Annotated in this window: 24 protein-coding genes; 16 read left to right on the top strand and 8 right to left on the bottom strand. The window is 47.1% G+C overall.

Annotation, left to right across the window (positions count from 1 at the left end; genetic code table 11):
- Positions 1 to 2 precede the first annotated feature (2 nt).
- The 4 genes from G499_RS0113295 to G499_RS20005 form a co-directional block, all read right to left on the bottom strand.
- Entirely contained in the window at positions 3 to 734 is a 732-nt protein-coding gene (locus G499_RS0113295; protein WP_027000354.1) for a hypothetical protein, read from the bottom strand.
- A 22-nt stretch (positions 735 to 756) separates the two neighbouring features.
- Positions 757 to 1,098 carry a hypothetical protein gene (locus G499_RS0113290; protein WP_027000353.1) on the bottom strand — a complete coding sequence of 114 codons (342 nt, stop codon included), beginning with the start codon at positions 1,096 to 1,098 and terminating at the stop codon, positions 757 to 759.
- Between the two features lie 46 nt (positions 1,099 to 1,144).
- Positions 1,145 to 1,786, bottom strand: a complete 642-nt coding sequence (locus G499_RS21235) for a peptidoglycan-binding domain-containing protein (RefSeq protein WP_051296243.1) — start codon at positions 1,784 to 1,786, stop codon at positions 1,145 to 1,147.
- Positions 1,787 to 1,944: 158 nt separating this feature from the next.
- A complete protein-coding gene (locus G499_RS20005; RefSeq protein WP_051296242.1) occupies positions 1,945 to 2,832 on the bottom strand; it encodes a lysophospholipid acyltransferase family protein in 888 nt (295 codons plus the stop codon).
- Positions 2,833 to 2,974: 142 nt separating this feature from the next.
- Here G499_RS20005 and G499_RS0113275 point away from each other — a divergent pair, with 142 nt between their 5' ends.
- The 3 genes from G499_RS0113275 (at position 2,975) to yihA (ending at position 6,952) form a co-directional block, all read left to right on the top strand.
- Positions 2,975 to 3,652: a WbqC family protein gene (locus tag G499_RS0113275; RefSeq protein ID WP_027000352.1), complete on the top strand. Its 678-nt coding sequence runs from the start codon at positions 2,975 to 2,977 to the stop codon at positions 3,650 to 3,652.
- 77 nt (positions 3,653 to 3,729) lie between these two features.
- A complete protein-coding gene (locus G499_RS0113270) occupies positions 3,730 to 6,243 on the top strand; it encodes an ATP-dependent Clp protease ATP-binding subunit (RefSeq protein WP_027000351.1) in 2,514 nt (837 codons plus the stop codon).
- Positions 6,244 to 6,340: 97 nt separating this feature from the next.
- Positions 6,341 to 6,952 (top strand): ribosome biogenesis GTP-binding protein YihA/YsxC, encoded by a 612-nt coding sequence (yihA, locus tag G499_RS0113265; RefSeq protein ID WP_027000350.1) that lies wholly within the window; start codon positions 6,341 to 6,343, stop codon positions 6,950 to 6,952.
- 235 nt (positions 6,953 to 7,187) lie between these two features.
- Here yihA and G499_RS20000 read toward each other — a convergent pair whose 3' ends face one another.
- On the bottom strand, positions 7,188 to 8,240 hold the full coding sequence (locus tag G499_RS20000) for a PhoH family protein (protein WP_081413796.1): 1,053 nt from the start codon (positions 8,238 to 8,240) through the stop codon (positions 7,188 to 7,190).
- Positions 8,241 to 8,540: 300 nt separating this feature from the next.
- On the opposite strand from G499_RS20000, the gene G499_RS0113250 reads away from it, so the two are divergent.
- Both G499_RS0113250 and G499_RS0113245 read left to right on the top strand, forming a co-directional pair.
- Complete coding sequence (locus tag G499_RS0113250) at positions 8,541 to 10,445, top strand: SpoIIE family protein phosphatase (RefSeq protein ID WP_027000349.1); 1,905 nt, start codon at positions 8,541 to 8,543, stop codon at positions 10,443 to 10,445.
- 47 nt (positions 10,446 to 10,492) lie between these two features.
- Positions 10,493 to 11,260, top strand: a complete 768-nt coding sequence (locus G499_RS0113245; protein WP_027000348.1) for a glycosyltransferase family 2 protein — start codon at positions 10,493 to 10,495, stop codon at positions 11,258 to 11,260.
- A gap of 187 nt (positions 11,261 to 11,447) precedes the next feature.
- Here the strand turns inward: G499_RS0113245 and G499_RS19995 are convergent, their stop codons facing one another.
- A complete protein-coding gene (locus tag G499_RS19995) occupies positions 11,448 to 11,750 on the bottom strand; it encodes an ankyrin repeat domain-containing protein (protein WP_051296241.1) in 303 nt (100 codons plus the stop codon).
- A 244-nt stretch (positions 11,751 to 11,994) separates the two neighbouring features.
- Between G499_RS19995 and G499_RS19990 the strand changes: the two genes are divergently transcribed.
- Positions 11,995 to 12,600 (top strand): peroxiredoxin family protein, encoded by a 606-nt coding sequence (locus tag G499_RS19990; protein ID WP_081413795.1) that lies wholly within the window; start codon positions 11,995 to 11,997, stop codon positions 12,598 to 12,600.
- 106 nt (positions 12,601 to 12,706) lie between these two features.
- On the opposite strand, the gene G499_RS0113230 is transcribed toward G499_RS19990, so the two are convergent.
- The gene (locus G499_RS0113230; RefSeq protein WP_161627753.1) at positions 12,707 to 13,720 is read right to left on the bottom strand and encodes a hypothetical protein; all 1,014 of its coding nucleotides are present in this window, start codon (positions 13,718 to 13,720) and stop codon (positions 12,707 to 12,709) included.
- A 252-nt stretch (positions 13,721 to 13,972) separates the two neighbouring features.
- Between G499_RS0113230 and G499_RS0113225 the strand changes: the two genes are divergently transcribed.
- The 6 genes from G499_RS0113225 to G499_RS0113205 all read left to right on the top strand — a co-directional run bounded on the left by G499_RS0113225 (position 13,973) and on the right by G499_RS0113205 (position 17,504).
- Positions 13,973 to 14,446 carry a nuclear transport factor 2 family protein gene (locus tag G499_RS0113225; protein WP_027000346.1) on the top strand — a complete coding sequence of 158 codons (474 nt, stop codon included), beginning with the start codon at positions 13,973 to 13,975 and terminating at the stop codon, positions 14,444 to 14,446.
- A 228-nt stretch (positions 14,447 to 14,674) separates the two neighbouring features.
- Complete coding sequence (locus tag G499_RS22335; protein ID WP_245576741.1) at positions 14,675 to 14,890, top strand: hypothetical protein; 216 nt, start codon at positions 14,675 to 14,677, stop codon at positions 14,888 to 14,890.
- Positions 14,800 to 15,018 (top strand): carboxylesterase family protein, encoded by a 219-nt coding sequence (locus tag G499_RS22560; protein ID WP_425387256.1) that lies wholly within the window; start codon positions 14,800 to 14,802, stop codon positions 15,016 to 15,018. The genes G499_RS22335 and G499_RS22560 overlap by 91 nt, the downstream gene beginning before the upstream one ends.
- 140 nt (positions 15,019 to 15,158) lie before the next feature.
- A complete protein-coding gene (locus G499_RS0113215; protein ID WP_027000345.1) occupies positions 15,159 to 16,097 on the top strand; it encodes a phosphoribosylaminoimidazolesuccinocarboxamide synthase in 939 nt (312 codons plus the stop codon).
- Positions 16,098 to 16,116: 19 nt separating this feature from the next.
- Complete coding sequence (locus tag G499_RS0113210) at positions 16,117 to 16,509, top strand: STAS domain-containing protein (RefSeq protein WP_027000344.1); 393 nt, start codon at positions 16,117 to 16,119, stop codon at positions 16,507 to 16,509.
- A gap of 68 nt (positions 16,510 to 16,577) precedes the next feature.
- Complete coding sequence (locus G499_RS0113205) at positions 16,578 to 17,504, top strand: ribonuclease Z (protein WP_035727376.1); 927 nt, start codon at positions 16,578 to 16,580, stop codon at positions 17,502 to 17,504.
- Positions 17,505 to 17,546: 42 nt separating this feature from the next.
- Here the strand turns inward: G499_RS0113205 and G499_RS0113200 are convergent, their stop codons facing one another.
- The gene (locus G499_RS0113200) at positions 17,547 to 18,305 is read right to left on the bottom strand and encodes a 7-carboxy-7-deazaguanine synthase QueE (RefSeq protein WP_051296240.1); all 759 of its coding nucleotides are present in this window, start codon (positions 18,303 to 18,305) and stop codon (positions 17,547 to 17,549) included.
- A 202-nt stretch (positions 18,306 to 18,507) separates the two neighbouring features.
- Here G499_RS0113200 and G499_RS0113195 point away from each other — a divergent pair, with 202 nt between their 5' ends.
- The 4 genes from G499_RS0113195 to G499_RS0113170 all read left to right on the top strand — a co-directional run bounded on the left by G499_RS0113195 (position 18,508) and on the right by G499_RS0113170 (position 23,183).
- Positions 18,508 to 19,455, top strand: coding sequence for a hypothetical protein (locus tag G499_RS0113195; RefSeq protein ID WP_027000341.1), 948 nt, complete (start codon positions 18,508 to 18,510; stop codon positions 19,453 to 19,455).
- A 539-nt stretch (positions 19,456 to 19,994) separates the two neighbouring features.
- Positions 19,995 to 20,561, top strand: a complete 567-nt coding sequence (locus G499_RS0113185) for an anthranilate synthase component II (RefSeq protein ID WP_027000340.1) — start codon at positions 19,995 to 19,997, stop codon at positions 20,559 to 20,561.
- Positions 20,562 to 20,616: 55 nt separating this feature from the next.
- Positions 20,617 to 22,071, top strand: a complete 1,455-nt coding sequence (locus G499_RS0113180; protein WP_035727374.1) for a UDP-N-acetylmuramoyl-L-alanyl-D-glutamate--2,6-diaminopimelate ligase — start codon at positions 20,617 to 20,619, stop codon at positions 22,069 to 22,071.
- Positions 22,072 to 22,412: 341 nt separating this feature from the next.
- Positions 22,413 to 23,183: an enoyl-CoA hydratase/isomerase family protein gene (locus G499_RS0113170; RefSeq protein WP_027000337.1), complete on the top strand. Its 771-nt coding sequence runs from the start codon at positions 22,413 to 22,415 to the stop codon at positions 23,181 to 23,183.
- The last annotated feature ends 128 nt before the right edge of the window (positions 23,184 to 23,311 follow it).

Raw genomic sequence — 23,311 nt, 5'->3', positions numbered from 1 at the left:
TATTAGGCTTGGGTTATTTTCTGTGCCACTTCTGCTATCCACTGAGCCGCCGTAGCCTTGTCGGCTTGCTTTTGGTCGTTCTGGTGCAGTTTGGCGCTGATACGCTCTACAGTTTGATGCATTTTTTGGGTAAATTCCTCTTCCATTTGGCGGATTTCCTCGCTGAGGGTCTGGGTCATCGAGAGTAAGGCCTGATGGGTGGCATCGGTTACCTGTCCTATTTCCTGTTGAGCTTTGAGGAGGCGCTTATCGATGTCTTTCATCTGTTGGCCTGCAATCAGCTCTTTGACTGCATCTAGGCGCGAGAGTCCTTGCTGGGCTGCGGGCGCGGCCTGTTGGGTTAGCTCTGTCAGTAGAATATGCTGCATGGCGGCTTCGGCAGTACTCTGCTGAGAAGCTCCTTGTATCATACGGGGGAGCTTGTCGTAGAGTTCTTGCATTTGCTCCTGAAACACCTTGCGGTTTTGCTCCAGCGCCTCTACAAAAATCTGCTTCATCTCGCCTACTTGCGTATCATACTCCTTACGGTTTTCGATAAGCATGGCTGTGAAAAGCTCCTTCATTCCTTGGATTTGGGTTTGCATTTCACGCTTCTCGGGCCCTATAATCAGCTCTCGGAAGGCATCTATCTTAGAAGCATCCATAGTAGCCTGTTTGGCAGTAGCAGGCTCTTGGGCTTGCTGCTCGGCTTGAGGGCTAGGGTTGGTGGGTTCGTTTTTTTCTTGATCTTCCATGAGGTTGGGGGCGTTGTTTTATTTAGTTGTTGAGCAAGGTTTTAGAAATATTTTCCAAAGAAGCACTAAGGGCTTGTTTGCTCACATGGGCTTTGTCTTGGCGCTCAAGCTCAGCTTGTGCTGCTTCTTCAAGTGCTTTGAGGCGCTCACCCATATTGGTTTGTGTTTCTTTGAGGGCTTGCAACAGCTCGTTTTTCACTTCTTCAATTTTGGCAAGCAATACCTGCTGGCTTTGGTTGATATTTTGTTGAATCTGTTGAATTTGCTCCTCATAGTTTTCGATGTTTTGCCCGAAAAGCAAATTCTTGACCTCTTCGAGTCTATTTTTGTACATTTCGTCTGCGTAGTTACTGCCGTTGCTCATAGTTTTGGGGGTTATTTGTGTGGGTAAGTGTTTGAATATAAAGGGGTTATTGGTGTTTCAGTAGCTCTCGCATCGTCATTTCGTCTACTTTGCCAGAGGCTAACAATTTGCGGCTTTTTTGAAATTTTTTGACTGCATCTTCTGTAATTTCGATAAAAAGGCCGTCATGTGGAATATCATAGCCCAATTTTATGAGAATCCCCTGTACTTTCCAAACAACTGCCGAAGTATCTCCTTTACTCAAGGGGCGCTCTTGTACGGCCTTATACATCATGTACTCGTCTTGAGCGATACCTTTTTCTTCTATAAAAGCAATGGCCTCGTTGTCATACTTGGCTTTTTTGAGTTTTTTGGAGGCTCGGAGGCGGGCTTCTAACTCCCGAGCTTGGCTGATGAGTTGGTTATAATAGGTACTGGCCATTAGGCTTTGCTCATCACGTTCATCAGGAAAGAGCACATCAATGCCATCATTGAACCATACTTTGCGGGCAAATACCCCAGCCTCATTGGCCACACGATAATATTCGGTTACAGCTTCGGGGCGGTGGTAATGAACATCGATAGAGTCTTCGGGGGCTATAGGATAATGGTAATTGGTGGGGGGGTTGTATCGCCTATAGCTTAGGTATTGGTTAAACGCAATATACGCATTTATAGCGATAAGTAAAACTATCGATAGCCGTTTCATAGTGAGTTAGTTGTTGTATCGCTAGAGCGTCGTGGCTCGACGACAGATAAGTAATGTGAAATATGTTGATGCAAGAATGATGCTATTATTTTCGGGCTTGAAAATACGCAAATCTTCGACAACATCACAACTTTTTTGAGATACTTTGTCGGCGTTTGTTATTCAGAATGGGCGGCAGATGTTTGATGCCAGGGCCGTTGGTCGCGCCAGCGGTCGTGAGACCAAAGGTAGTTGGCAGGGTATTGACGGATGAGCTCCTCGCTTAGGGCAATGTATTTGTCTAGTATGGCATTGGGATAATACTCATGATATGGCGGGAGGGCAATTTCTTCAAAAAACACCTCATAATGGCCGCGTTTTGCGCCGGGGCGCATCCCGATAAAAAGTACAGGAAAATTGGTCTTGCGAGCGATCTTCTCTGCACCTATATAGAAGGCTGTTTCCCTTCCCAAAAAATCTGCCCAATAATAATGTTCTGGTAAATTGCCGAAAGGCCGCTGATCCGCCACCATCGCCACCACATGTTGTTCGTGGCCTTTGCGGCGGATAATCTCACGCAAGACCATATTCATCGCTACGGGCGAAGCGCCAAAACGCCCCCGAATTTGTTGCATAAATGACGCGCCAAGGGGGTTGGATAGCGGCTTATATACCGCATCTATCGGAAAAGATACCGAGGCAGCCGTGGCGTTGAGGAGCCACTCCCAGTTACAATGGTGGGTAGTCAGTGCCAATACAGATTGGCCGTGGGCTATCTTAGAAGTCAGTAAATCTAGATTTTTGAACTGAACGCGCCGTTGCAACTCTGCGCGGCTGATGCTCATCAGGCGGACGGTCTCAAAAATTAAATCACAAAATTGGGTGTACCACTGCCGAATAATCTGCCGGTGCTCGGCCTCGCTCTTCTCAGGAAAAGACTGGCTAATATTCTGACGCACAGTTTTATAACGATACCGCACAATGTAGTATAGCAACAAAAAGAGTAGGTCTGAAAAAATATAAAGTACCCTAGTAGGGAATAAAGAAAGCAACTTTAACAGCCACATTGCGTATAAACATAGTTATGCCTTGCTGCAAAGATACAAACTTGCGGCTGTTTGTGCTATCTTCGCCAATAAATTCGCAGCCAACTGGTCAGACCTTTTGGCGTAAAGTTGCGTACACATGAAAACAAACAACTCTCTCTGAATGCCTGAAAAGTATTTAATAGACCTACAATACGCCCCCTGCTTGGCCTATATGGCCGTTTGTATGGCTGCCCCCGACAAAGTAAAGGTCGATATTCACGAACACTATCAAAAACAAAGCTACCGCAATCGTTGTTATATCCTTAGTAGCCAAGGTATTGTACCACTCTCCATACCTATCATCAAAGGCAACAGCCAACACAAGCAAGCGATGTGTCAGGTGATGATTGATAATAGCCAGCGTTGGCAACAAATTCATTGGCGAAGCATCGTCACTGCCTACCGCAAAGCTCCTTATTTTGAACATTATGCCGATTATTTCACCCCTATATACGCCCAACAATATGACCTGCTCGCTGATTTTAACTGGGCACTACTGACAACTTGTCTGCAAATACTTGGCGCCAGCCAAACCCCTCAAAAAAGCACACAATATCAGGCTCAGGCAGATTTACCTCCCTCTGAGCAAGACCTACGAGACCTAATACACCCCAAAAAGGGATATGCCCCCGGCAGACAAAATGACACAAAACCTTATCTGCAAGTCTTTGGCAAACCTTTTGAGGAATTTGTACCTAATTTAAGTATACTAGACCTCTTGTTTTGTTGTGGAGTAGAAGCGCGCAGCTACCTGCAACAAAATTTCAACAAAACACACCTTTTGCAGCAATTAATTTGAGATTGTCCTTATTATTTACTATCGTTGCTTAATTAAACCAGCCACTCAAGAGAAACAACTGTTTATTTGATATACATATGGAAGCAAAATTTTCAAACAGAGTGAAGGAAGTTATTTCCTTAAGTCGTGAAGAAGCGCTTCGCTTGGGCCACGACTACATTGGCACAGAACACTTGCTTCTGGGTATCATCAGGGAAGGAGAAGGGATTGCTGTGGGACTGCTCAAAAAGCTGGGCGTTACGCTCGATGACTTGCGTAACACCATCGAAGAGGCTACCCGCAAAACAGCCAAAGGAAATGTCAAAAATTTGGCTAATATCCCCTTAACTAAACAATCTGAAAAGGTACTGAGAATCACTTATTTAGAAGCCAAAATATTCAAAAGTCAGCTCATTGGTACAGAGCATTTGCTGCTGTCTATCCTTAGGGATGATGACAGTATCGCAACACAAATCCTGCATCAGTATGACATCAACTACGATACCATCAAAGATATGCTCGATCAACGCACCGGCAATCAGCCTATGAATGCCGACACAGATGAAAACGACGAAGAAAAATCGATGTTTGGAGGCGGCACCGGCTCTCCTCGTTCTTCTTCGGCCTCTTCCGAAAAATCACGCACCCCAGTGCTCGATAATTTTGGTCGCGATCTCACTAAGTTGGCCGAAGCCAACAAACTTGACCCCATCGTAGGGCGTGAGAAGGAAATTGAGCGTGTGGCCCAAATCTTGAGCCGCCGCAAGAAAAATAACCCTATCTTGATAGGTGAGCCTGGTGTTGGTAAAACAGCTATCGCCGAAGGCTTGGCGCTACGTATCGTTCAGAAAAAAGTATCCCGCGTGCTCTTTGGCAAACGTGTCGTTACGCTTGATCTTGCCTCGCTTGTAGCTGGTACCAAATACCGTGGCCAGTTTGAAGAACGTATGAAGGCTGTGATGAACGAGCTCGAAAAATCACCTGAGGTGATTCTTTTCATCGATGAACTACATACTATTGTAGGCGCTGGTGGAGCTTCAGGCTCTCTCGATGCCTCCAATATGTTCAAGCCTGCGCTGGCTCGCGGCGAAATCCAATGCATTGGCGCTACAACACTCGACGAATACCGCCAATACATCGAGAAAGATGGCGCCTTGGCACGCCGCTTCCAAGTGGTGATGGTAGATGCTACTACGCCTGAAGAAACACTCGAAATTTTGAACAATATCAAAGACAAATACCAAGACCACCACCACGTCAACTATACCGACGAAGCGCTGGCGGCTTGCGTAAAGCTCTCTGATCGCTATATCAGCGACCGCTTCCTGCCTGATAAGGCAATCGACGTACTCGATGAGGCTGGCGCTCGCGTACACATCAGCAATATTCAAGTGCCTGAAGAAATCTTACAGCTCGAAGAACGTATCGAGGAAATCAAGCGTGAGAAAAACCAAGTCGTACGCAACCAAAAGTATGAAGAAGCCGCGCAACTGCGCGACAAGGAAAAACGCCTACAACAAGACCTTGAAGTAGCCAAGCAAAATTGGGAAGAAGAAACCAAGAAGAAGCGTTACACCGTGTCGGAAGATAACGTAGCCGAAGTAGTAGCGATGATGACCGGTATCCCTACCCAACGTATTGCCACCAAAGAGGGGGATAAAATCCTCAAAATGGGAGAAGCCCTTAAAGGCAAGGTTATTGGACAAGATGAAGCAGTGCTCAAGCTGGTTAAAGCCATCCAACGTACTCGCGTGGGCTTGAAAGACCCCAAAAAACCCATCGGCTCCTTTGTATTCCTTGGTCCAACAGGGGTAGGTAAAACAGAATTGGCCAAAAAATTGGCCGAATACCTCTTCGACAAAGAAGATGCTCTAGTACGTATCGATATGAGTGAGTATATGGAGAAGTTCTCCGTATCGCGCCTCGTGGGAGCGCCTCCGGGATACGTAGGTTACGAAGAAGGAGGTCAGCTGACCGAGAAAATCCGCCGCAAGCCCTACAGTGTAATCTTGTTGGATGAAATCGAAAAAGCGCACCCCGACGTGTTCAATATTTTGCTACAAGTACTGGACGACGGCATCTTGACAGATGGCCTAGGTCGCCGTGTAGACTTCAAAAACACGGTCATCATCATGACTTCCAACATCGGAGTACGCGACCTGAAAGACTTCGGTGCAGGGGTAGGTTTTGCCACCCAATCGCGCCAAGATGCCGAAGGTGAGCTAATGAAGAGCACTATCCAGAGTGCCTTGCGCAAGGCCTTCTCGCCAGAGTTCTTGAATCGCTTGGATGATGTGATTGTATTCAACTCACTGAATCGTGAGCACATTCACCAAATCATTGACCTGATGCTCGAAAAAGTGTTTGCCCGCATCCAAACTCTAGGTTATATCGTTACGCTCACCGAGAAAGCCAAAGACTTCCTCTCTGACAAAGGATATGACCCGCAATATGGAGCTCGCCCCTTGTCGCGTGCCATTCAGAAATACCTCGAAGACCCAATCGCCGAGGAAATCTTGAAAGGAGATATTGCTGAAGGCGATACCATTCACGCAGACTATACCGGCGAAGGAGACCAACTGGTACTTTCGCTTTCTAAGGCCAAGGCATAAAATCGCCAAAAGGCTTATTATCAGGATTTTGTGGCAGGATACTGCCGCAAAATCCTTTTTTCGTTTTGATATTCTTTCCCCTAAAACCCTCCATATTATGGCCGTAAGTAGCGCAAAATTTGTCATCAGTAATACCGACCATCGAAAGTGCCCCTCCGAAAAACTCCCTGAGTTTGCTTTCATAGGGCGCTCCAACGTAGGAAAGTCCTCACTCATCAACGCCATCACAGGGCATAGCAAGCTAGCTAAAACCTCTCAACGCCCCGGCAAAACACAACTTATCAACCACTTTATCATCAACGAGGAATGGTTTTTGGTCGATTTGCCAGGCTATGGCTTTGCCAAGGTAAGCAAAGAGCAACGGCATAAATTTACCGAAATGATTAGTGAGTATCTGCTCAACCGCGAGCAGTTGCAGTGCGTGTTTGTATTGATTGATTCACGGCTGCCCCCACAGCCTATCGATTTAGAGTTTTTGCAGTGGCTGGGCGAAGTACAAGTACCTTTTGTGATGGTATTTACGAAGGCTGATAAACAATCAAAGAATAAAACAGCATCTAGTATTGCGTTGTATAACAGGGTGATGCGTCAGAAATGGGAAGAACTCCCTATGCAATTCGTAACCTCTGCCATTACCCAAGAAGGTTGTGCCGAAATCCTCCAATATATTGAGTTTATCAACAAAGAGATAAAAAATAACACAAAATAAAACCGCCCCCTGTTTGCGTAAAATCAATACTGCTTGGTGGCGAAAAATCTAGGTCTGTTGGAGGAAATACCCGCTCGGCTACAGGAGTTTATACCAAGATTTGCAGGATTTGGGGATTTGCAGGATTTGATTTTCTTGATTATCAAGGATTTTCAGCGGACACATTTCCCAAACCAATTTTGATTGGGTATAAAAGACCCTCGCCAGTGGGTGAAGGTCTTTATTAGGGAATGTCCTAGTTTTGCGGTTCGTCGGGGCGGGGTGCGGGATTATCGGCAGGCGAGGTCTGCTCACTATCTGTAGGAGCTTCGGGGCTGGGTTTGTAGTCAAACCGTGTTTGGTCTTTTTGAAACTCATAGCGATCATAGGCATTGATGATGCGTTTGACTAGCTTATGGCGCACCACATCAACGGCAGCTAGCTCGACAAAGCCAATGCCTTGGACATTTCTCAGAATATCCATTGCCTCTACCAATCCAGATTTTTGGCGTTTGGGCAAGTCAATTTGAGATACATCCCCCGTAACAATCACCTTAGACTCAGGCCCCATCCGTGTCAAGAACATCTTGAGCTGCATAGGGGTAGTGTTTTGAGCCTCATCCAACAAAATAAACGCATTGTGTAATGTACGGCCACGCATATAGGCCAAGGGAGCTATTTCGATGATGCGCGTTTCGAGATAGTGTTTGAGCTTTTCGCTCGGAATCATATCGTCGAGTGCATCATAAATAGGGCGCAGGTAGGGGTCTACTTTTTCTTTAAGATCTCCGGGCAGAAACCCTAAATTTTCGCCAGCCTCTACCGCAGGTCGGGTAATGATAATTTTCTTAACATCTTTGTTCTTGAGCGCTCGCACAGCCAAGGCTACTGAGATATAGGTTTTGCCTGTTCCGGCGGGGCCTAGGGCAAACACGAGGTCGTGTGTGAGTGATGTCTCTACTAAGGTCAGTTGGTTGGGTGTTTTGGGCTTGATGGCCGTTCCTTTAGTCCCATATACCAATACATGTTGATGACCTTCTTGTAAGGCTTTGATTTCCTCCTCGCGTAAGAAAGCACTGACATTTTCTTGGGTTACTTTGCCGTACTTATGATAATGTTGGAGCAAGGAATGGATAATCTCGTTGATCTTGATGATTTCGGGGGTGCTGCCTTGGATACGCAACTCATTGCCACGCGAAACAATCTTGCTCGAAGGAAAGGCTGCCGCCACTTCTTTGATGTTGCTGTTTTCTACTCCGAGAAAATCAACAAGGGAAACATTTTCTAGTTGGATTACTTTTTCTATCAAAAGCGGAGGGGAGCTTGGTAAAACATTTGTCAATTTAGCAGTTGGTTTGAGCGCTTTAGTTATACCGATGAAGTACGTACTAAGTGCGGGTTTGGTTGTGTGTTGGAAAGGTACTTATTTTTTTTGAAAAGCAAAAACGATGCAAAAATGTTGTGTGTAAAAGCCCTGCCAGACATCAGGATAACAAAAACATAACATCAATGCGCCATTGGTTTGCACACAATTTGATAACCCAAACATCATCTAAAGCTTGGGGGATTTTGTCGCTCCTATATTAATTTGCGCCCTAATTGATTGATTATGTTTGCTGCCCTCCGGCATCGCTTGCTCAATGCGTCTATCCGTGACAAGCTGCTTTTTTCTTTTTCAATATTCTTACTGATTACGGTCTTGTTGATGGCAGCCGTTTTGTGGTTGGAGGCGCGCAAAGACTATGTGCTCAGTATTAGTGAGCGGCTCAATACTCTCAAAATCAAAACACAAGAGATTGACAAGCTGGAGTATGGCTTTTTTGCTGATGAGACCATCAACCCTGCGTTTTATCAGACCGGCGCCAGTCCATACCTCGACCGACACCGCCTACTGACTCAGGAGGTGCAAGATTTGCTCATACAAGTCTCACGCACCCCTGAGCTACAAGAGGGCACGCTCCCACAGGATGTGGATTCAACCAGGCACGCCTATAACCACTACGAGCAGATTTTTGACCAGTTGGTTAGCCTCACCAAACAACGCGGGTTCAAAGACTTTGGTACCGAAGGCGAAATGCGTCGTGCCATCCACGAACTCGAAAACTCTCCTTACCCCTTCGACAAGGGGCTATTGCTCACCCTGCGTCGCCACGAGAAGGATTTTATCCTGCGAAAAGATTTGCAATACCCCAAAAAACTCGCACAAACACTCGAAGACCTCAAAACACAAATCACCAGTATCGGGCTAGAAGCCGCCGACAAGCGCTACGCTTACAAACTTTTGGCTATTTATCAAGAGAAATTCACCAACCTCGTACGCCTCGAAGAACAGATAGGTTTTAGTTCGCAAAGCGGGCTGCGCGGAGAGTTGGCACAAGAAGCTGCCAAGATTGATACATTGGTCAAACGACTCTATGGAGAGGTTGCCCAACAGACGCAGGTGCTGCGCCGCCGACAACAGATTACACTCTGGGGGGTGATGGTCTTTTCGATGTTGCTGATTGTTTTTTTTGCCATCTATATCACTAGGCTCATCAGCAATCCTATCCAACGCCTTTCTAGTTCTATTCGTGTAGTCGTACAGAGCAAGTTTGCCGAAGGGGTAGACTTTCACCACGTCTACTCACAGGATGAGATTGGGCGGCTTTCCAAGGACTTTAATAAGATGCTGCGCACTGTACGCGAAACACTTCAGGAGCTAGAGAAAAAAAGCCAGCGCTTAGAACGAAAACAAGAACAGACAATGGCCAGCCTGCGCTACGCACAACGCATGCAGCAGGCTATCTTGCCCGAAAGAAGGGAGTTGCAAGCCTATTTCCAAGAAGTAATGCTGATTTATGAGCCACAGGATGTGGTTTCGGGCGACTTCTATTGGTTCAAACGACACAATCACAAAAGCTTTATCGCTGCGGTAGACTGTACCGGTCACGGCGTGCCCGGCGCATTTATGAGTATCATCGGCACGGTGCTCTTCAACCAACTTCTGAGCGAAAATCCGCTCGACGACCCCGCCCTGATGCTCGAAGCCATGCACATTGAAGTAATGGCAGAGCTCAACCAAGACAAATATAAGAACAACGACGCGATGGAAGTCTGCCTTTGTATGATTGAAGAACTAGACCAGACACGCCGACAGGTTACTTTCTGCGGAGCCAAACGCCCCCTGCTTGTCATCACCCAAAACGGAGACATGCATTATCTGAAGGGTGTAAAACGCGCTGTAGGTGGAGGCCATATCCAAAACGAGCGCCAAATTTATAAGCCTTACGAAAACCAAACCCTCGTTTTAGAAGCGGGAGATATTTTGTATCTCTTCAGCGATGGTATTCTTGACCAGCCCGGTGGGCAATATCGACAGAAGTTTGGTCTCAAACGCCTGAAACAGTTTGCGCTAGATCATTACACCCTGCCTTTGCCGGAGCAGGAGGCCAAGCTACGCGCCTGCCTCAATGAGTTTATGGGCGAACACGCCCAACGCGACGATGCGACCATCGTAGGCATACGGCTGCGTTAAATCAGTCAGCTTTTGTGTAAACTTAGGTGCTTGTGTACCTTTGCACTATGACCACACCGCCCCTTATCTCTATCATCACGGTTACGTACCAAGCCGAAAGCCTACTAGAGCGCACCATCGAAAGTGTGTTGGCACAAACATACCCCCACATCGAGTACCTTATCATCGATGGCGGCTCCCGCGACGGCACCACTGACATCATCCGCCGCTATGCTGAGCACTTGGCCTATTGGGTGAGTGAGCCTGACAAAGGCCTGTACGATGCCATGAACAAAGGCCTTGCCGCCGCCAAAGGCGATTACGTCTGGTTTATCAATGCCGGCGACCGTATCTTCGCCCCCGATACACTCAGCCGCATTTTTGCCCAAGCCCCTTGGGCAGAGGTCTATTATGGCGATACCGAATACCGCACCCTGAGTGAAGAATATATGGGGCTGCGCAGCGAGGTTACCCCACACAGGCTGCCGCCACAACTCAGTTGGCGGAGTATGGCACGGGGCATGGTCGTCTGCCATCAGGCATTTATCGCCCAAAGGAGCATCGCCCCTAGCTACGACTGGCACACCCACCCCTACAGCGCCGACCTCGACTGGGTCATCCAATGCCTAAAACAAGCCCAAAGCGCCACTCACACCCAACAGGTGCTGGCTGTCTACCTACAAGGCGGCTTTTCGAGAAAGCACCTCAAACGCTCCCTCACAGACCGATTCAAGATTTTACAAAAACACTTCGGCCTACTTCCCACGCTCTGGAATCACCTACGCATCGCCCTGCGCGGTGCTTGGTTTATTGCCAAAAGACGAAAAGGGTATTAGCCCAATAAGCAGTGGCCTTGTGGCCTAAACTACTGGGTATTTTCCAACACTGAAAAGACGCACTGTTGTGCATCTTTTCGGGGTCTACAGCCGTATTTTTTCATTTTTCTGTTAATCAGGATGAGCTCATTTCAAACCCTAAGATTTTGAATCTGATACAATAGCTTCACCCTATGGCTGCTGGCTATCAACACTCAATGCCTTGGGCAGTAAGGTAAGTTACGATGTGTTTTTGCCCAAAGAGGCGCGCAGCTTGCAGAGGAGTTGTCCCCTCAAACAAAGAGGCTAGTTCTGGCTGTGCACCATTGCCCAGCAATAGTTTGACAATTTCAAGGTGGCCGTTTTCGGCAGCTACCACAAGCGGCGTACACAGTATTTCGGGGTGTTGGTAGTTGGGGTCTACTCCTGACTTGAGATGGTAGTTTACCAAGGCCTCATCGCCATTTTGGGCGGCCATAAACATTTCTTTCCAATTAGCTCCAGCTGACATAATAGCACTATTTTGTTTTGAGATATTGATTAAATAACGCTAAAGGTAGTAATACGTATGAAAAAGGCAAAATAAAAGCAATACCCTTGATGATATTGCGCATCTTTATCCATATGGCTGATTTATCTATTAGGTGCTAACTCAGGAAAAATCGGTTACTGTTCAGGTATTTGGGACTACAAGCGGCAGCGCAAAGGCTGCTACCTTTGTAAAACAGATAATTTCTCCACAAACTAAAAAACAAATGAATCTCAATCAACTTAAAATTAGCCTGATGTTTTCTTGGATTGCATTTACCCTCACACTAGGTAGTGCGGAAGCACAAATGGTTCACAAAGATGCCGAAGAGGTAAAGCCTGTTGCTCTAGGGACAATCATTCCAAACTTGCCGCTCACTGATAGCGAGGGCAAGCAAATCAATACACACGACTTGGTGAAGCAGCAAGGTAGCGTGTTGGTGTTCTACCGTGGGGGTTGGTGTCCTTATTGCAACAAACAGCTCTCAGGGTTGGCCGAAATTAACGAAGAGATTGTAGCCCGGGGCTACCAAATACTGGCTATCAGCCCTGATAATCTCGAAAATTTGCCCAAAACCTTAGACAAAAACCAGCTTAACTACCAAATCTACAGCGACTCAGGGGCGACACTGATTACCGCATTAGGCATCGGATTCAAAACCCCCGGAGGCGCTAAAGCATATATTGCCGCCAATAGCAAAGGCAAAGTTACAGAGGTGTTGCCTGTACCTACGGTATTGGTAGTGGATAAAACAGGAAAAGTGATTTTCTCACACAGCGATGCCAATTATAAAGAGCGTCTAAGCAATGAAAATCTGCTAAAAGCTTTATAGCCAATATCCAGCAAAAAAATCATTGACAGACTATCCAAGTTTGAGCTTGGGAAGTCTGTCAACTTTTATATCAAAAAAGCGAATGCCGAACCAAGAAAACCTAGGGTTACTTGGCCTTATAGGTAACCCCTCCGATGGTGATTTCGGTAACTACATCTCCGGTTCTATCACCGTGGTAGCTACTACCTTTGGCTACCTTATACTTTACTTCAGGGTAGAAGAATGTGAAAGGGCTAGGCTGCTCATAATCAAGGTTATTGAGCAAGTAATCTGTCAAATCACCACTAAAAGGATAGGCTTTTTTGGCAGCAACATCAAAAAGATAATAGCCTCCAAAATCCATACAGCCCCAAATAGCAAACACGACAGTAGGGCTAATCCATTCTCCATAAAGAGACTCTTCTAAACGAATGATTTCCTTGTCGCTTTGGCGTTCGTGTATGCTCAGACTACCAACACAAAGGGCAAACTCACTGTGATAAATCATCTGATGGTAGTGAGCTAGCGGGCTGCCATTTTTTAGCACTTGTACTTTAAGTGCAAAGATATCGCCTGCCATGATGACCTCAAGTATCCGGTCGTCAAAACGGGTAACATAGACGAATGGCTCCTGAGCCTCGTAAGTAAATACTGGGCTTGTGCCATTGCGTAGTTTGACTCCAATATTATTAATAGTTTCTACAAACAAAGGCATTGGCATCTGATAATGTTTCCGAGCCTTGAGGTCTATGAGATACGATGGCATCCCCTCTTCTTCATCAGGAATAGGCGACATAGAGGCCGACTGCTGTTGAATCAACAACATGTCTTCTTGTGACCAAGGGTTGTCATTGTTGGTATAATCTTGAAAGCCAAAGCGGAAATCAAAGCGTCCATCTGCTTCAGGAAATGCGTCCTTGGTGCTGAAAACCACTTTTTTGGAAGATTTCTCATATACTGTGATGCGGTGCAACGGCATTTCATAGTCCTCTATCATGGCCGAGCCCACAGGGCTGATTACTGCTTCGTACTTGCCTGTAGGAGAGGCGAAGGTCTGGTCTTCATATTGGGCAGACACCACACTGACTGTGAAGCCGTAAGCCAGCAAGCCTACACATAATGAACGGTACATGTGTAACATAAATGTAAGGGAATATTGGGATAAATATGTGTGCAAATATCGCGAAGCTATACGTATAATGGAAGCTTTTGTTTTTGACAAAGTATCAGCGCATCGATTGCCAAGAACCCTCCTACATTCCTACATTCGCAACAAAATCATGGTGTAACATTAGATTTTCAACACAAAATAAGCCAAATTTCAGCGTAATTCAACAAACGCCAAGTTGTGGACACAGGCTGTTGTAGGCGTTGTCAACAAAACAGGAATATTATGCACCCTAACGAACAAAAAATCAAAGATTTTTATCATCACCTTCAGCAAAGAGATGCACAGCAAATGGCCAATCTATACACAGATAATGCCTACTTCAAAGATGCTATTTTTGAGCTAAGAGGCGCAGAGCTGAAAGCCATGTGGCAGATGCTTTGCAAAAACGCTACGGCTGACTTTGTGGTTACCTGCCAAAATATCCACGCCACAGACACAGAAGGCTCGGCAGAGTGGGAGGCCAGGTACACCTTTTCGCGCACAGGCAAGAAGGTACATAACCGAATCAAAGCCCGGTTTTTATTCAAGGATGGAAAGGTATACAATCATATTGATACTTTTGATTTTTGGCGATGGGCACGGCAGGCTTTCGGACCGATGGGGCTTTTGATGGGTTGGACTCCCGCTTTCAAAAACAAAGTAAAGGGTGCAGTAAATCAAGGGTTGCAAAAGTTTATGGCCGAGACGAAGGCTTAACGAACAGCAGCCAACCGATGTCTTCCTGCCTCTGATAAGCCATATAAACCAAAAATCACTATGACCAAACAGCTTGCTATGGCTGTCATAATCTCTTGTATGGCAGCAACAGTTTTCGCCCAACCCTCTCATACTACTATGTCAAACAAGGATACTTCCCCTACATTTATCACCCCAGCAGGCGAGATTATTGGTTGATATGACGGGCAAGTTATTCGGGTAACCGGTGTGCCCTATGCTCGTGCGGAGCGGTTTCAGGCTCTGGAGCCCGTTGCTCCCAGTCCATCGCCCATACTGGCTCAACAGTGGGCGGCAGCCTGCCCACAAGCTGGTGTTCCGTTTCTCGAAAAAGTATTGGGAAGCCCTCCATTGGCCAAGATGAGCACTGTCAAGAGCTGTCTATCACCCTTCCCAGAACCAACAGTACTGCCCCGCTGCCTGTGATGGTTTGGATACACGGGGGCTCTTATACTTCTGGCGCGGCAAAACCTGATTATCGTCAATATTATTTTGGAGCAAAGTACAAGCGTTTTGCAAATCAACTCCAATGCTTTAGTTGTGTAGACTCCTGAAATTGTTTCGGGGTATGCGCCACAACCTTTGAAGCTGGGAGCAACTAAGACTGCACTTAGCCAAAAAAAACAAAAACCAATGTCTAAGTCGAAACTTTTTATACCTTTGTAGGTATTTCACAAGCCAAGCCATCCCTTTTATGAGCACTGCGGTGATTACCCAAACAGACTTTTCTTTTCCCAGCCTCAAAGCACGCTACCAAGGCAAAGTACGCGACGTATATTATTTTGAGCATCAGTTGGTAGTAGTATCCACCGATCGTTTGTCGGCTTTTGATGTGGTACTACCCAGAGCTATTCCTTACAAAGGACAGGTGCTCAACTTGTTGTCATATTATTTTATGCAACAAACCCCCGAAGTACCACATTGGATTACGGCTGTTCCTCACGCCAATGTGGCCGTTGGTAGGCGCTGTGAAGCGCTTCCGGTCGAGATGATTATCCGAGGCTACCTTGCGGGCAGCGCTTGGCGTGCCTATGCCCAAGGGCAGCGCGTGTTCAATGGCAACAAACTCCCTGAAGGCCTTCGCGAAAACGACGCCTTGCCCGAGCCTATCCTCACCCCCAGTACCAAGGCCGCCCAAGGCAATCACGATGAAGATATCAGCACCGAGGAGCTCCTCTCTCGCGGCCTGCTCACCCCCGAACAATACGAAATCATCGCCCAATATACCCGCCAGCTTTTTGCCCGAGGGACAACAATTGCCGCTGAAAAAGGGTTGATTTTGGCGGATACCAAATATGAATTTGGTATCTTTGATGGCAAGATTTACCTTATCGATGAAATACATACTCCTGATTCCTCTCGCTACTTTGATGCCGATGGCTTTGCCCAACGCCAAGAGCGAGGAGAAGCGCAGCCCCAACGCTCCAAAGAAATGGTGCGCAAATGGCTGATGAGCCAAGGCTTTCAGGGCTTGGCCGGGCAGCAAATCCCTGAAATGACAGAAGAATGGGCCTTGCAGATTTCACAGGCCTATATCCAGCTCTACGAACAGCTTACCGGACAGGCTTTTGTGCCCCAAACGGCCAACACAGATGCTATTGCCCAACAGATAAATACATATTTAAACTCCTAAACAAAAACGCTTTGCTCGAATGAAATATTCTATAGACAAAGAACCCAAATACATCTTGCTCAAGTTTCACGAAGAAAGACTTGATGCTACTGTCTCTCCTGAGGTAAAAGCCACGTTTATCTCCCTCAATGCCGAAGGAATGCGCAATCTTGTGCTCGACCTAAGCGAAGTAAAATATGTGGATTCTTCAGGCCTAAGCGCATTGTTGATTGCCAACCGCCTCTGCTCTGATGCAGGCGGGAGCTTGATTTTGGCGGCCCTCACCGACCACGTGATGAAGCTCATCAAAATCTCTCAGCTTGAAAAAGTGCTTACCTTACTGCCTACTGTCGAAGAGGCGGTAGAACATATTTTTATGACAGAGCTGGAGAATGACTTGCGCGCCGGCCAAGAAGATGTAGAAGACGAATAGCCCTCTAGCCGAGGCTTGTCGGGCCTGGCGTTCCGGCAAGCCCTCGTAGCTAGGACTGTTTTTTGCTTATGTTTGAAATCACAATTTTGGGTAATGGCGCAGCCACTCCTACCCACCAAAGCAACCCCAGCGCACAGTATATTCAACTCGACAATCAGCATTTGCTTATCGATTGTGGAGAGGCAACGCAGATTCAAATGATGCGCTATGGTATCAAATCCCAAAAAATCAGCCATATTTTCATCTCACACCTCCACGGCGACCACTACTGGGGGCTGATGGGGCTGCTCTCCTCTTGGCATCTGCAAGGGCGCAAGACCCCAGTATACCTCTATGCACCACGTGCTCTTGATGAAATCATCCGTCTACAGCTCAAAGCTTCACAGACTATTCTCAATTATGCCTTACACTTCAGCCCTATTCCGGCGGATAGCCCTTGCTATTTGGTAGAAACTCCCTCGTTTAGTGTGCAGTCTTTTCCGCTCAAACACCGTATCGATTGTACTGGATTTGTGGTACGGGAGCGCCCCGATATTCGCTACAACCTCCGAAAAGAGATGCTGGGGCCTACGCTTGGGAAAGCTCAAATACTGGCACTCAAACAAGGACAGGATACCACTGATACACTAGGCAAACCCCTGCGCGTTGACCAATATACCTACAAATTTCTGGCCCGCAGTTATGCTTATTGTAGCGATACAATGCCTGACGAAGCCATAACCCCATACCTGCACGGGGTAGACCTGCTCTACCACGAGACCACTTTTTTGCACCAAGACCTCGACAAAGCCCTAGCCACCCTGCATAGCACAGCCCAACAAGCCGCACAAGTAGCCCACGATGCGCAGGTAAAACGTTTGTTGATGGGGCATTTTTCGGTGCGTTACGAAAAGCCTGCAGCCGCCTTTGAGGCCGAAGCTAGACGTATTTTTGCTGAAAGCTATGCTAGTGTCGAAGGGCACACTTATCATATTGATAGCCAAGCTGTAGGCTAAAAAGCCCGCTTGCTCCGTTTGATGGCTGTGCTACAGGCTTACTCAGACCCCGCGCTTGTCTCCATAAATATGAATGTGTAGCCGGTCGGTGTAGCGGAAACCCTGCTCTTTGCACAATGCTACCAGCCATTGCTGTTTTTGGCGCAATAGTGCTTGGCTTGTCCCTTGGGGCATCAGGTATACCTTATCCGAAGGGATATCATAATTTTGTACCAAATCTAGGACTTCGCTCAGATCTTGGGGAGAATCTACCACAAACTTAAAGTATGATTTTGATGACTGCGCAAAAAAACTGATGGCCTCTGGTCTAATACGCTCTTCTGTCAACACCCCCGCATTGCTCAACTTGATAGAGACATTATATTGGTCGCTGTATATATCTAATGCTTCATTGGGGATGATGGTGCCATTGGTTTCGTATTCTATAAAATAGCCTTCGCTTTTTAGGCGCTGCGCAAAAGGTAATAGCGCCTTGTGTTGGACTAGCGGCTCTCCTCCAGTAATGACGACATGTTTGCAAGGATGCTGCCCAACAGCCTCCATCAGCGCCTCCACCTCCATCATCACGATATGTTGGGCTTTGTCATATTTCTGATAGCCTGGCTCTGTATCGCGCAAGTGTGGATATGGGGTGTGTTGCCAATTCCAGGTATAGTCAGTATCACACCATACACAATAGAGATTGCAAAGCGAAAGCCTCACAAAAATAGAAGGAAACCCTAGGTTTTTGCCTTCTCCTTGAATGGTATAGAATATCTCAGGGCCGTCGTTGAGGCGCGCCAGTTTGAGCTTAGTGGTCATAACAAATGGGTAAAGCGTAGCGAAAAGCACGCAAATTTAGCAAATTTAGCAGGTAAAGACGCTGTTATGAGTAGGGAGCGTGTTTTATCGATATGATAACCATTGACATAAACAAAAAAGTTGCTTTCAGCAACAAATAATGCTTGAATGCGTATGGCTTCGTAGATGTTTTAACCTTTTGCTCACTAAACCACTTACACTTATGAAACATTCCTCCATTTTTCGCTTTTTCATCTTTGGTTTAATCGCCGGCACACTGTCGGCTTGCGGTGGTAGCACCAAAGAAAACGCCACTGAGGCCGATACAGCAGACAGCCTGACTACTGAGGCTGAATCAACGACTGAGAAGCCGAAGACGGTAACCTTGGCTCCGGGCGAAACCCCTTTTGGCTTCCCTGCAGTAGCTACCAAGGCCGAAGCCGGCGATGTGGTATTGTGCCCCAGCTACAAAATGTGGACAAGTAAACTAGCCACAGAAGACCCCACCAAGGAGACCTATCTCTTCTACCACGCAGAGATGGAAACTCCGGGAGAGCTAGAGTCAGAAGTGAAATTTACTTTTGATGGTACACAAAAAATGCCCAATTCAATGCTGGTACGTATTCCCAAAGGCCAAAAAGCCAAGGTCGGAGATGTAGTACTGACTTGGTGGCAAACAGGCTCGGGAATGCAACGCGCCATTGTAACCGAAGCCAGCAACCCCGCCGAACCGACAGTGCGCTACCTTGACCTCAGCTGGGACAACCCCGCCCAAGACCGCGACAGCGGCAAAGGCATCGGACAAACAGAATACAAACTCAAACCGAACTCTTTTACAGTCATAGGGCCTTTCTCTCAAGGAAGCACCATCGCAGCCAAAGACGGCGACGACTGGCGATGTGTGCAGGTTATTGCCAATGATGGGCAGCAAGTTCTGACGCTTGGGTTTGCAGGGCGAATGAAGACCTATCCTCGCAAAGATTGTAAGACCATCCCACAGATAGTCAAAGTACAACCCGGCGACAAAGTACAGGCCGTATTTGTGGGCAATTTCCGTCCGGCAGAGGTCGTCAGTGTCGACGAGCGCCTAGGAGTCGTGTTTGTCAAATTTGAACATAGTCCCAAAGAGAGCCCGGTTTCTTTTGGGCAAATCAGCAAGGGCGACCTATAATCTTGTAGAATACGCATCATAACTACTGAGGAGAGCACTCGAAAGTTTTTATCCAACTTTTGAGTGCTCTCCCAAATCAAGTGGTTAGACTTGATTTTTTTGATAAAACTTCGCTGCCCCCACGCTCCCGTAGTACAAATCACGAGGCAGTATCGCAAACAGTCTCTAACAATGCCCCAAAACCCAGCTTTGATATATGTTCAACCACATAAGAGCTTGTCTAAATTTTCAGCTCCGCGCTCAAAATAGCTGATTTTTGTGCTGATACTAGGCAAAAAGCGTAGGCATTTTTTTGTTCCTGCTGGGCATCGGTATGACTGCGGCTTCTGATGGTAGAAAATTGTATTATGGCTTTATTGGTGTTGGGGTGGTCACGATTATTCACTCAGTGATTTTGATGATAATGGCTCGCGAAAATCAGAACCAATAGAGCTGCAAAGGCTGGAAGGGTCGTTTTTGGACGGCAGGGTTTTTATTGTATCTATTTCATTGGCTTGCAAAGCTGAGGGCTTAATCATAATTTTGGGCATTTATTGCTTATGCGCCTCTTATTGCTCGACAACTACGACTCATTCACCTACAACTTGCTGCAAATATTGGAGCAACACGGCAGGTATACTTGTTATGTGGCCAAAAACGACCGTATCAGCCTTGAAACCGTAGCGCTCTTCGATAAAATAATTCTTTCCCCGGGGCCGGGTGTTCCTGCCGAAGCAGGGATTATGTTGCCGCTTATCACACAATATGCCCCCCAAAAACCCATCCTAGGGGTATGCCTAGGGCATCAGGCTGTGGGAGAGGTATTTGGTGCAAGGCTTTACAACACTGACACCATCTACCACGGAGAAGCCCATCCACTCCAACACAATGGGCAAGGTTTTTTCAAAGGCTTGCCCAACCCTATGCCCATAGGGCTGTACCACTCTTGGCTTCTGCACGAAGAAGGGTTTCCCCACGACCTACTTGATATTACTGCCCGCACCCCCGACGGCAGGATTATGGCTATCCAACACAAGCATTATCCCGTCAGTGGGGTACAGTTTCACCCCGAATCTATTATGACTCCAGAGGGCAAACAATTGCTCTTTCAGTGGTTGGATAGTTGAGCGCCTCCTCACAAAATTTACGTATCTTTGCCTGATTAGCCCCCTCTCTCATATAATGAAAACACTCTCCACCTTATTATCGGGCTTGAATGCTCGCCATACACACGGCCCTGTCCAAGCTGAAATCCAACAAATACGCTCAGACTCACGTCAAGTACAGCCCGGAGATTTATTTGTAGCCGTAAGTGGTTTACAAACCGATGGCCACCAGTATATCCCTCAGGCTGTGGCTCAGGGCGCATCGGCGATTGTCTGCCTCAATACCCCTTCCGGCCTTCCCCAAACACTGAGCTGCTACGAAGTACCCGACACTGCTCAAGCTCTAGGCTTATTAGCCGCCAATTATTATGAGCACCCCTCGCGCCAGCTCCGTCTGGTGGGAATTACAGGTACCAATGGCAAAACCACCTGTGCCACCCTCCTATACCGGCTGTTTGAAAACCTAGGTTACCGTACAGGTTTGATTTCGACCATCGAAAACCGTGTGCACGACCGGGTATCGCCTACGCAGTTTACCACCCCTGACCCATTACAGCTACAGGCGCTCTTGGCCGAAATGGTGCGCTCGGGCTGTACTCACGCATTTATGGAGGTGAGCTCTCACGCAGTCGTACAACAGCGTATTGCCGGAGTACACTTTAGCGGCGCTGCTTTTACCAATATCACCCACGACCATCTCGATTTTCACAAAACCTTTGACGCATACATCAAGGCCAAAAAAGGCTTTTTTGATTTGCTGCCTCCAGAGGCATTCGCACTGGTCAACCTTGATGATAAGCGGGGAATGGTGATGTTGCAAAATTGTGCTGCTCGTATTCAGAAAACATTTGCACTACAAGAGGCTGCTGATTTTAAGGGGAAAATCATCGAAAATACCCTCCAAGGGCTGCTGATGCAGTTTGATGGGCGTGAGGCTTGGTGCCAACTAATTGGCAATTTCAATGGTTACAACCTCCTGACCATCTATGCGATTGCCTGCCTATTGGGCGAAGAAGAAGAGCAAGTATTGACAGCCATCTCTGCCCTCAGCCCTGCTACCGGAAGATTTGAGCAAATGATTAGTCCCGAAGGTATCGTAGCAGTGATAGACTATGCCCATACGCCCGATGCGCTCGAAAATGTACTTCAGACCATCAATGATGCCTGCCAAGCAGACGAGGCCGTCATTACAGTAGTTGGCTGTGGTGGTAACCGCGATGCGCTCAAACGCCCACTAATGGCCAAAATTGCTTGTCAATATAGCGCGCAGGTCATCCTGACCTCTGATAATCCGCGCAATGAAGAACCTATGCACATTCTGGAGGATATGCTCACAGGTGTTCCGCCTTCGGCTCAAGCACAAGTACAAATCATCGAAAATCGACGTGAAGCCATTGCCAAGGCCTGTGCTATGGCCAAACCCAAAGACATCGTGTTGGTAGCAGGCAAAGGCCACGAAACCTACCAAGAAATAAAAGGAGTACGTTATCCCTTTGATGACAAAGAGGTTTTGAGGGAAATCTTGTTCTAAATCAACAACCATTCCCCCACAATAGCGCCACAAGAGTCCAATTTGATTCGTTTGGGGAGCAGCCTCCAAGCTGCCATCTTCTTTTTAAGTTTTTGTTCAGGCTTATTTAGGTTTTTATTTGTGCTTTTTAAAACATAAAAAATGCACCTTTGAACAATGAGCTTTGCTGAATTTATGATACGTTTACGGCTGTTGTGGGTGCTTGGCTTAGCCATTTTATTTGGGCTTGGCTTTTGGGTTGGGACTTGGCTTGGGAGGATTTTCTGAACAACAAGGCCTTACTATAGAGGTTTTGTGTATCTTGTAGGTGTTTCTGTTGAATTACCCAAAACTACCTACCAATGATTCCAACCACAGACATTTTGTTGTTTGAGCAACGCGATGCCGTTGCCTATCTAACCCTCAATCGCCCCGACTCGCTCAACGCCCTCAGTCCTGCCCTAGTTGCAGACTGGAATAAGGCCGCCAAGGCCATTGCCCAAAGCCCAGACATCAAAGTACTGGTTGTGCAGGGCGCAGGGCGTGCTTGGTCTGCTGGGGTAGATCTCCAAGCGCTTAATGAAAGCATCCAAGGAGGGCAGTTTGCTGCAGATCAGATTTTGAAAGATGGGCTACAGCTTATCGAAACCCTACAAGCGATGCCACAGGTAACCATTGCCGCCATCAATGGCTTCTGTTTTACGGGAGCTCTAGAAATTGCATTAGCTTTTGATTTGATTGTCGCTGCTGACGAAGCCCGCATAGGGGATACACACGCCAAGTGGGGCATAGCGCCCAAGTGGGGAATGACCCAACGGCTGCCCCAACGTATTGGCCTGCTTAAAGCGATGGAAATGTCATTTACTACCCAACCCATCAGCGGTACCGAAGCGGCAGCCCTAGGCTTGGCCAATCGGTCGGTTCCTCTCGCACAACTAGACCAAACTGTCGCGCAACTAGCGGCACAAATCACCCAAAACAGTGCCCAAACTATCGCTGCGATGAAGCAGCTCTATTACTACGGCGCACACCACACCCTTCACGAAGGGCTGGAGCACGAGTATCAGGCAGATATCCGCATCAACGACAGAGAGGAGTTTTTGAGGGATTTCAAACAAAACAAAAAGCGCTAAGCGCGCTATGTTCCAAAACCCAGCGGCTATCCATCATAATAATAGGCGGCCTTGATAGCTGCCACCCCTCCAAGCCTTGTCTGGTTTTGGAGGGGTTAGCCCCAATCAAGATTTGTTTGGAATATTAT

It is taken from the genome of Eisenibacter elegans DSM 3317 (genome assembly GCF_000430505.1).
In the GTDB taxonomy this organism is placed as follows: domain Bacteria; phylum Bacteroidota; class Bacteroidia; order Cytophagales; family Microscillaceae; genus Eisenibacter; species Eisenibacter elegans.
Note: the sequence above shows the minus strand (reverse complement) of the source record. Positions and strands in the feature narration are given on the sequence as shown.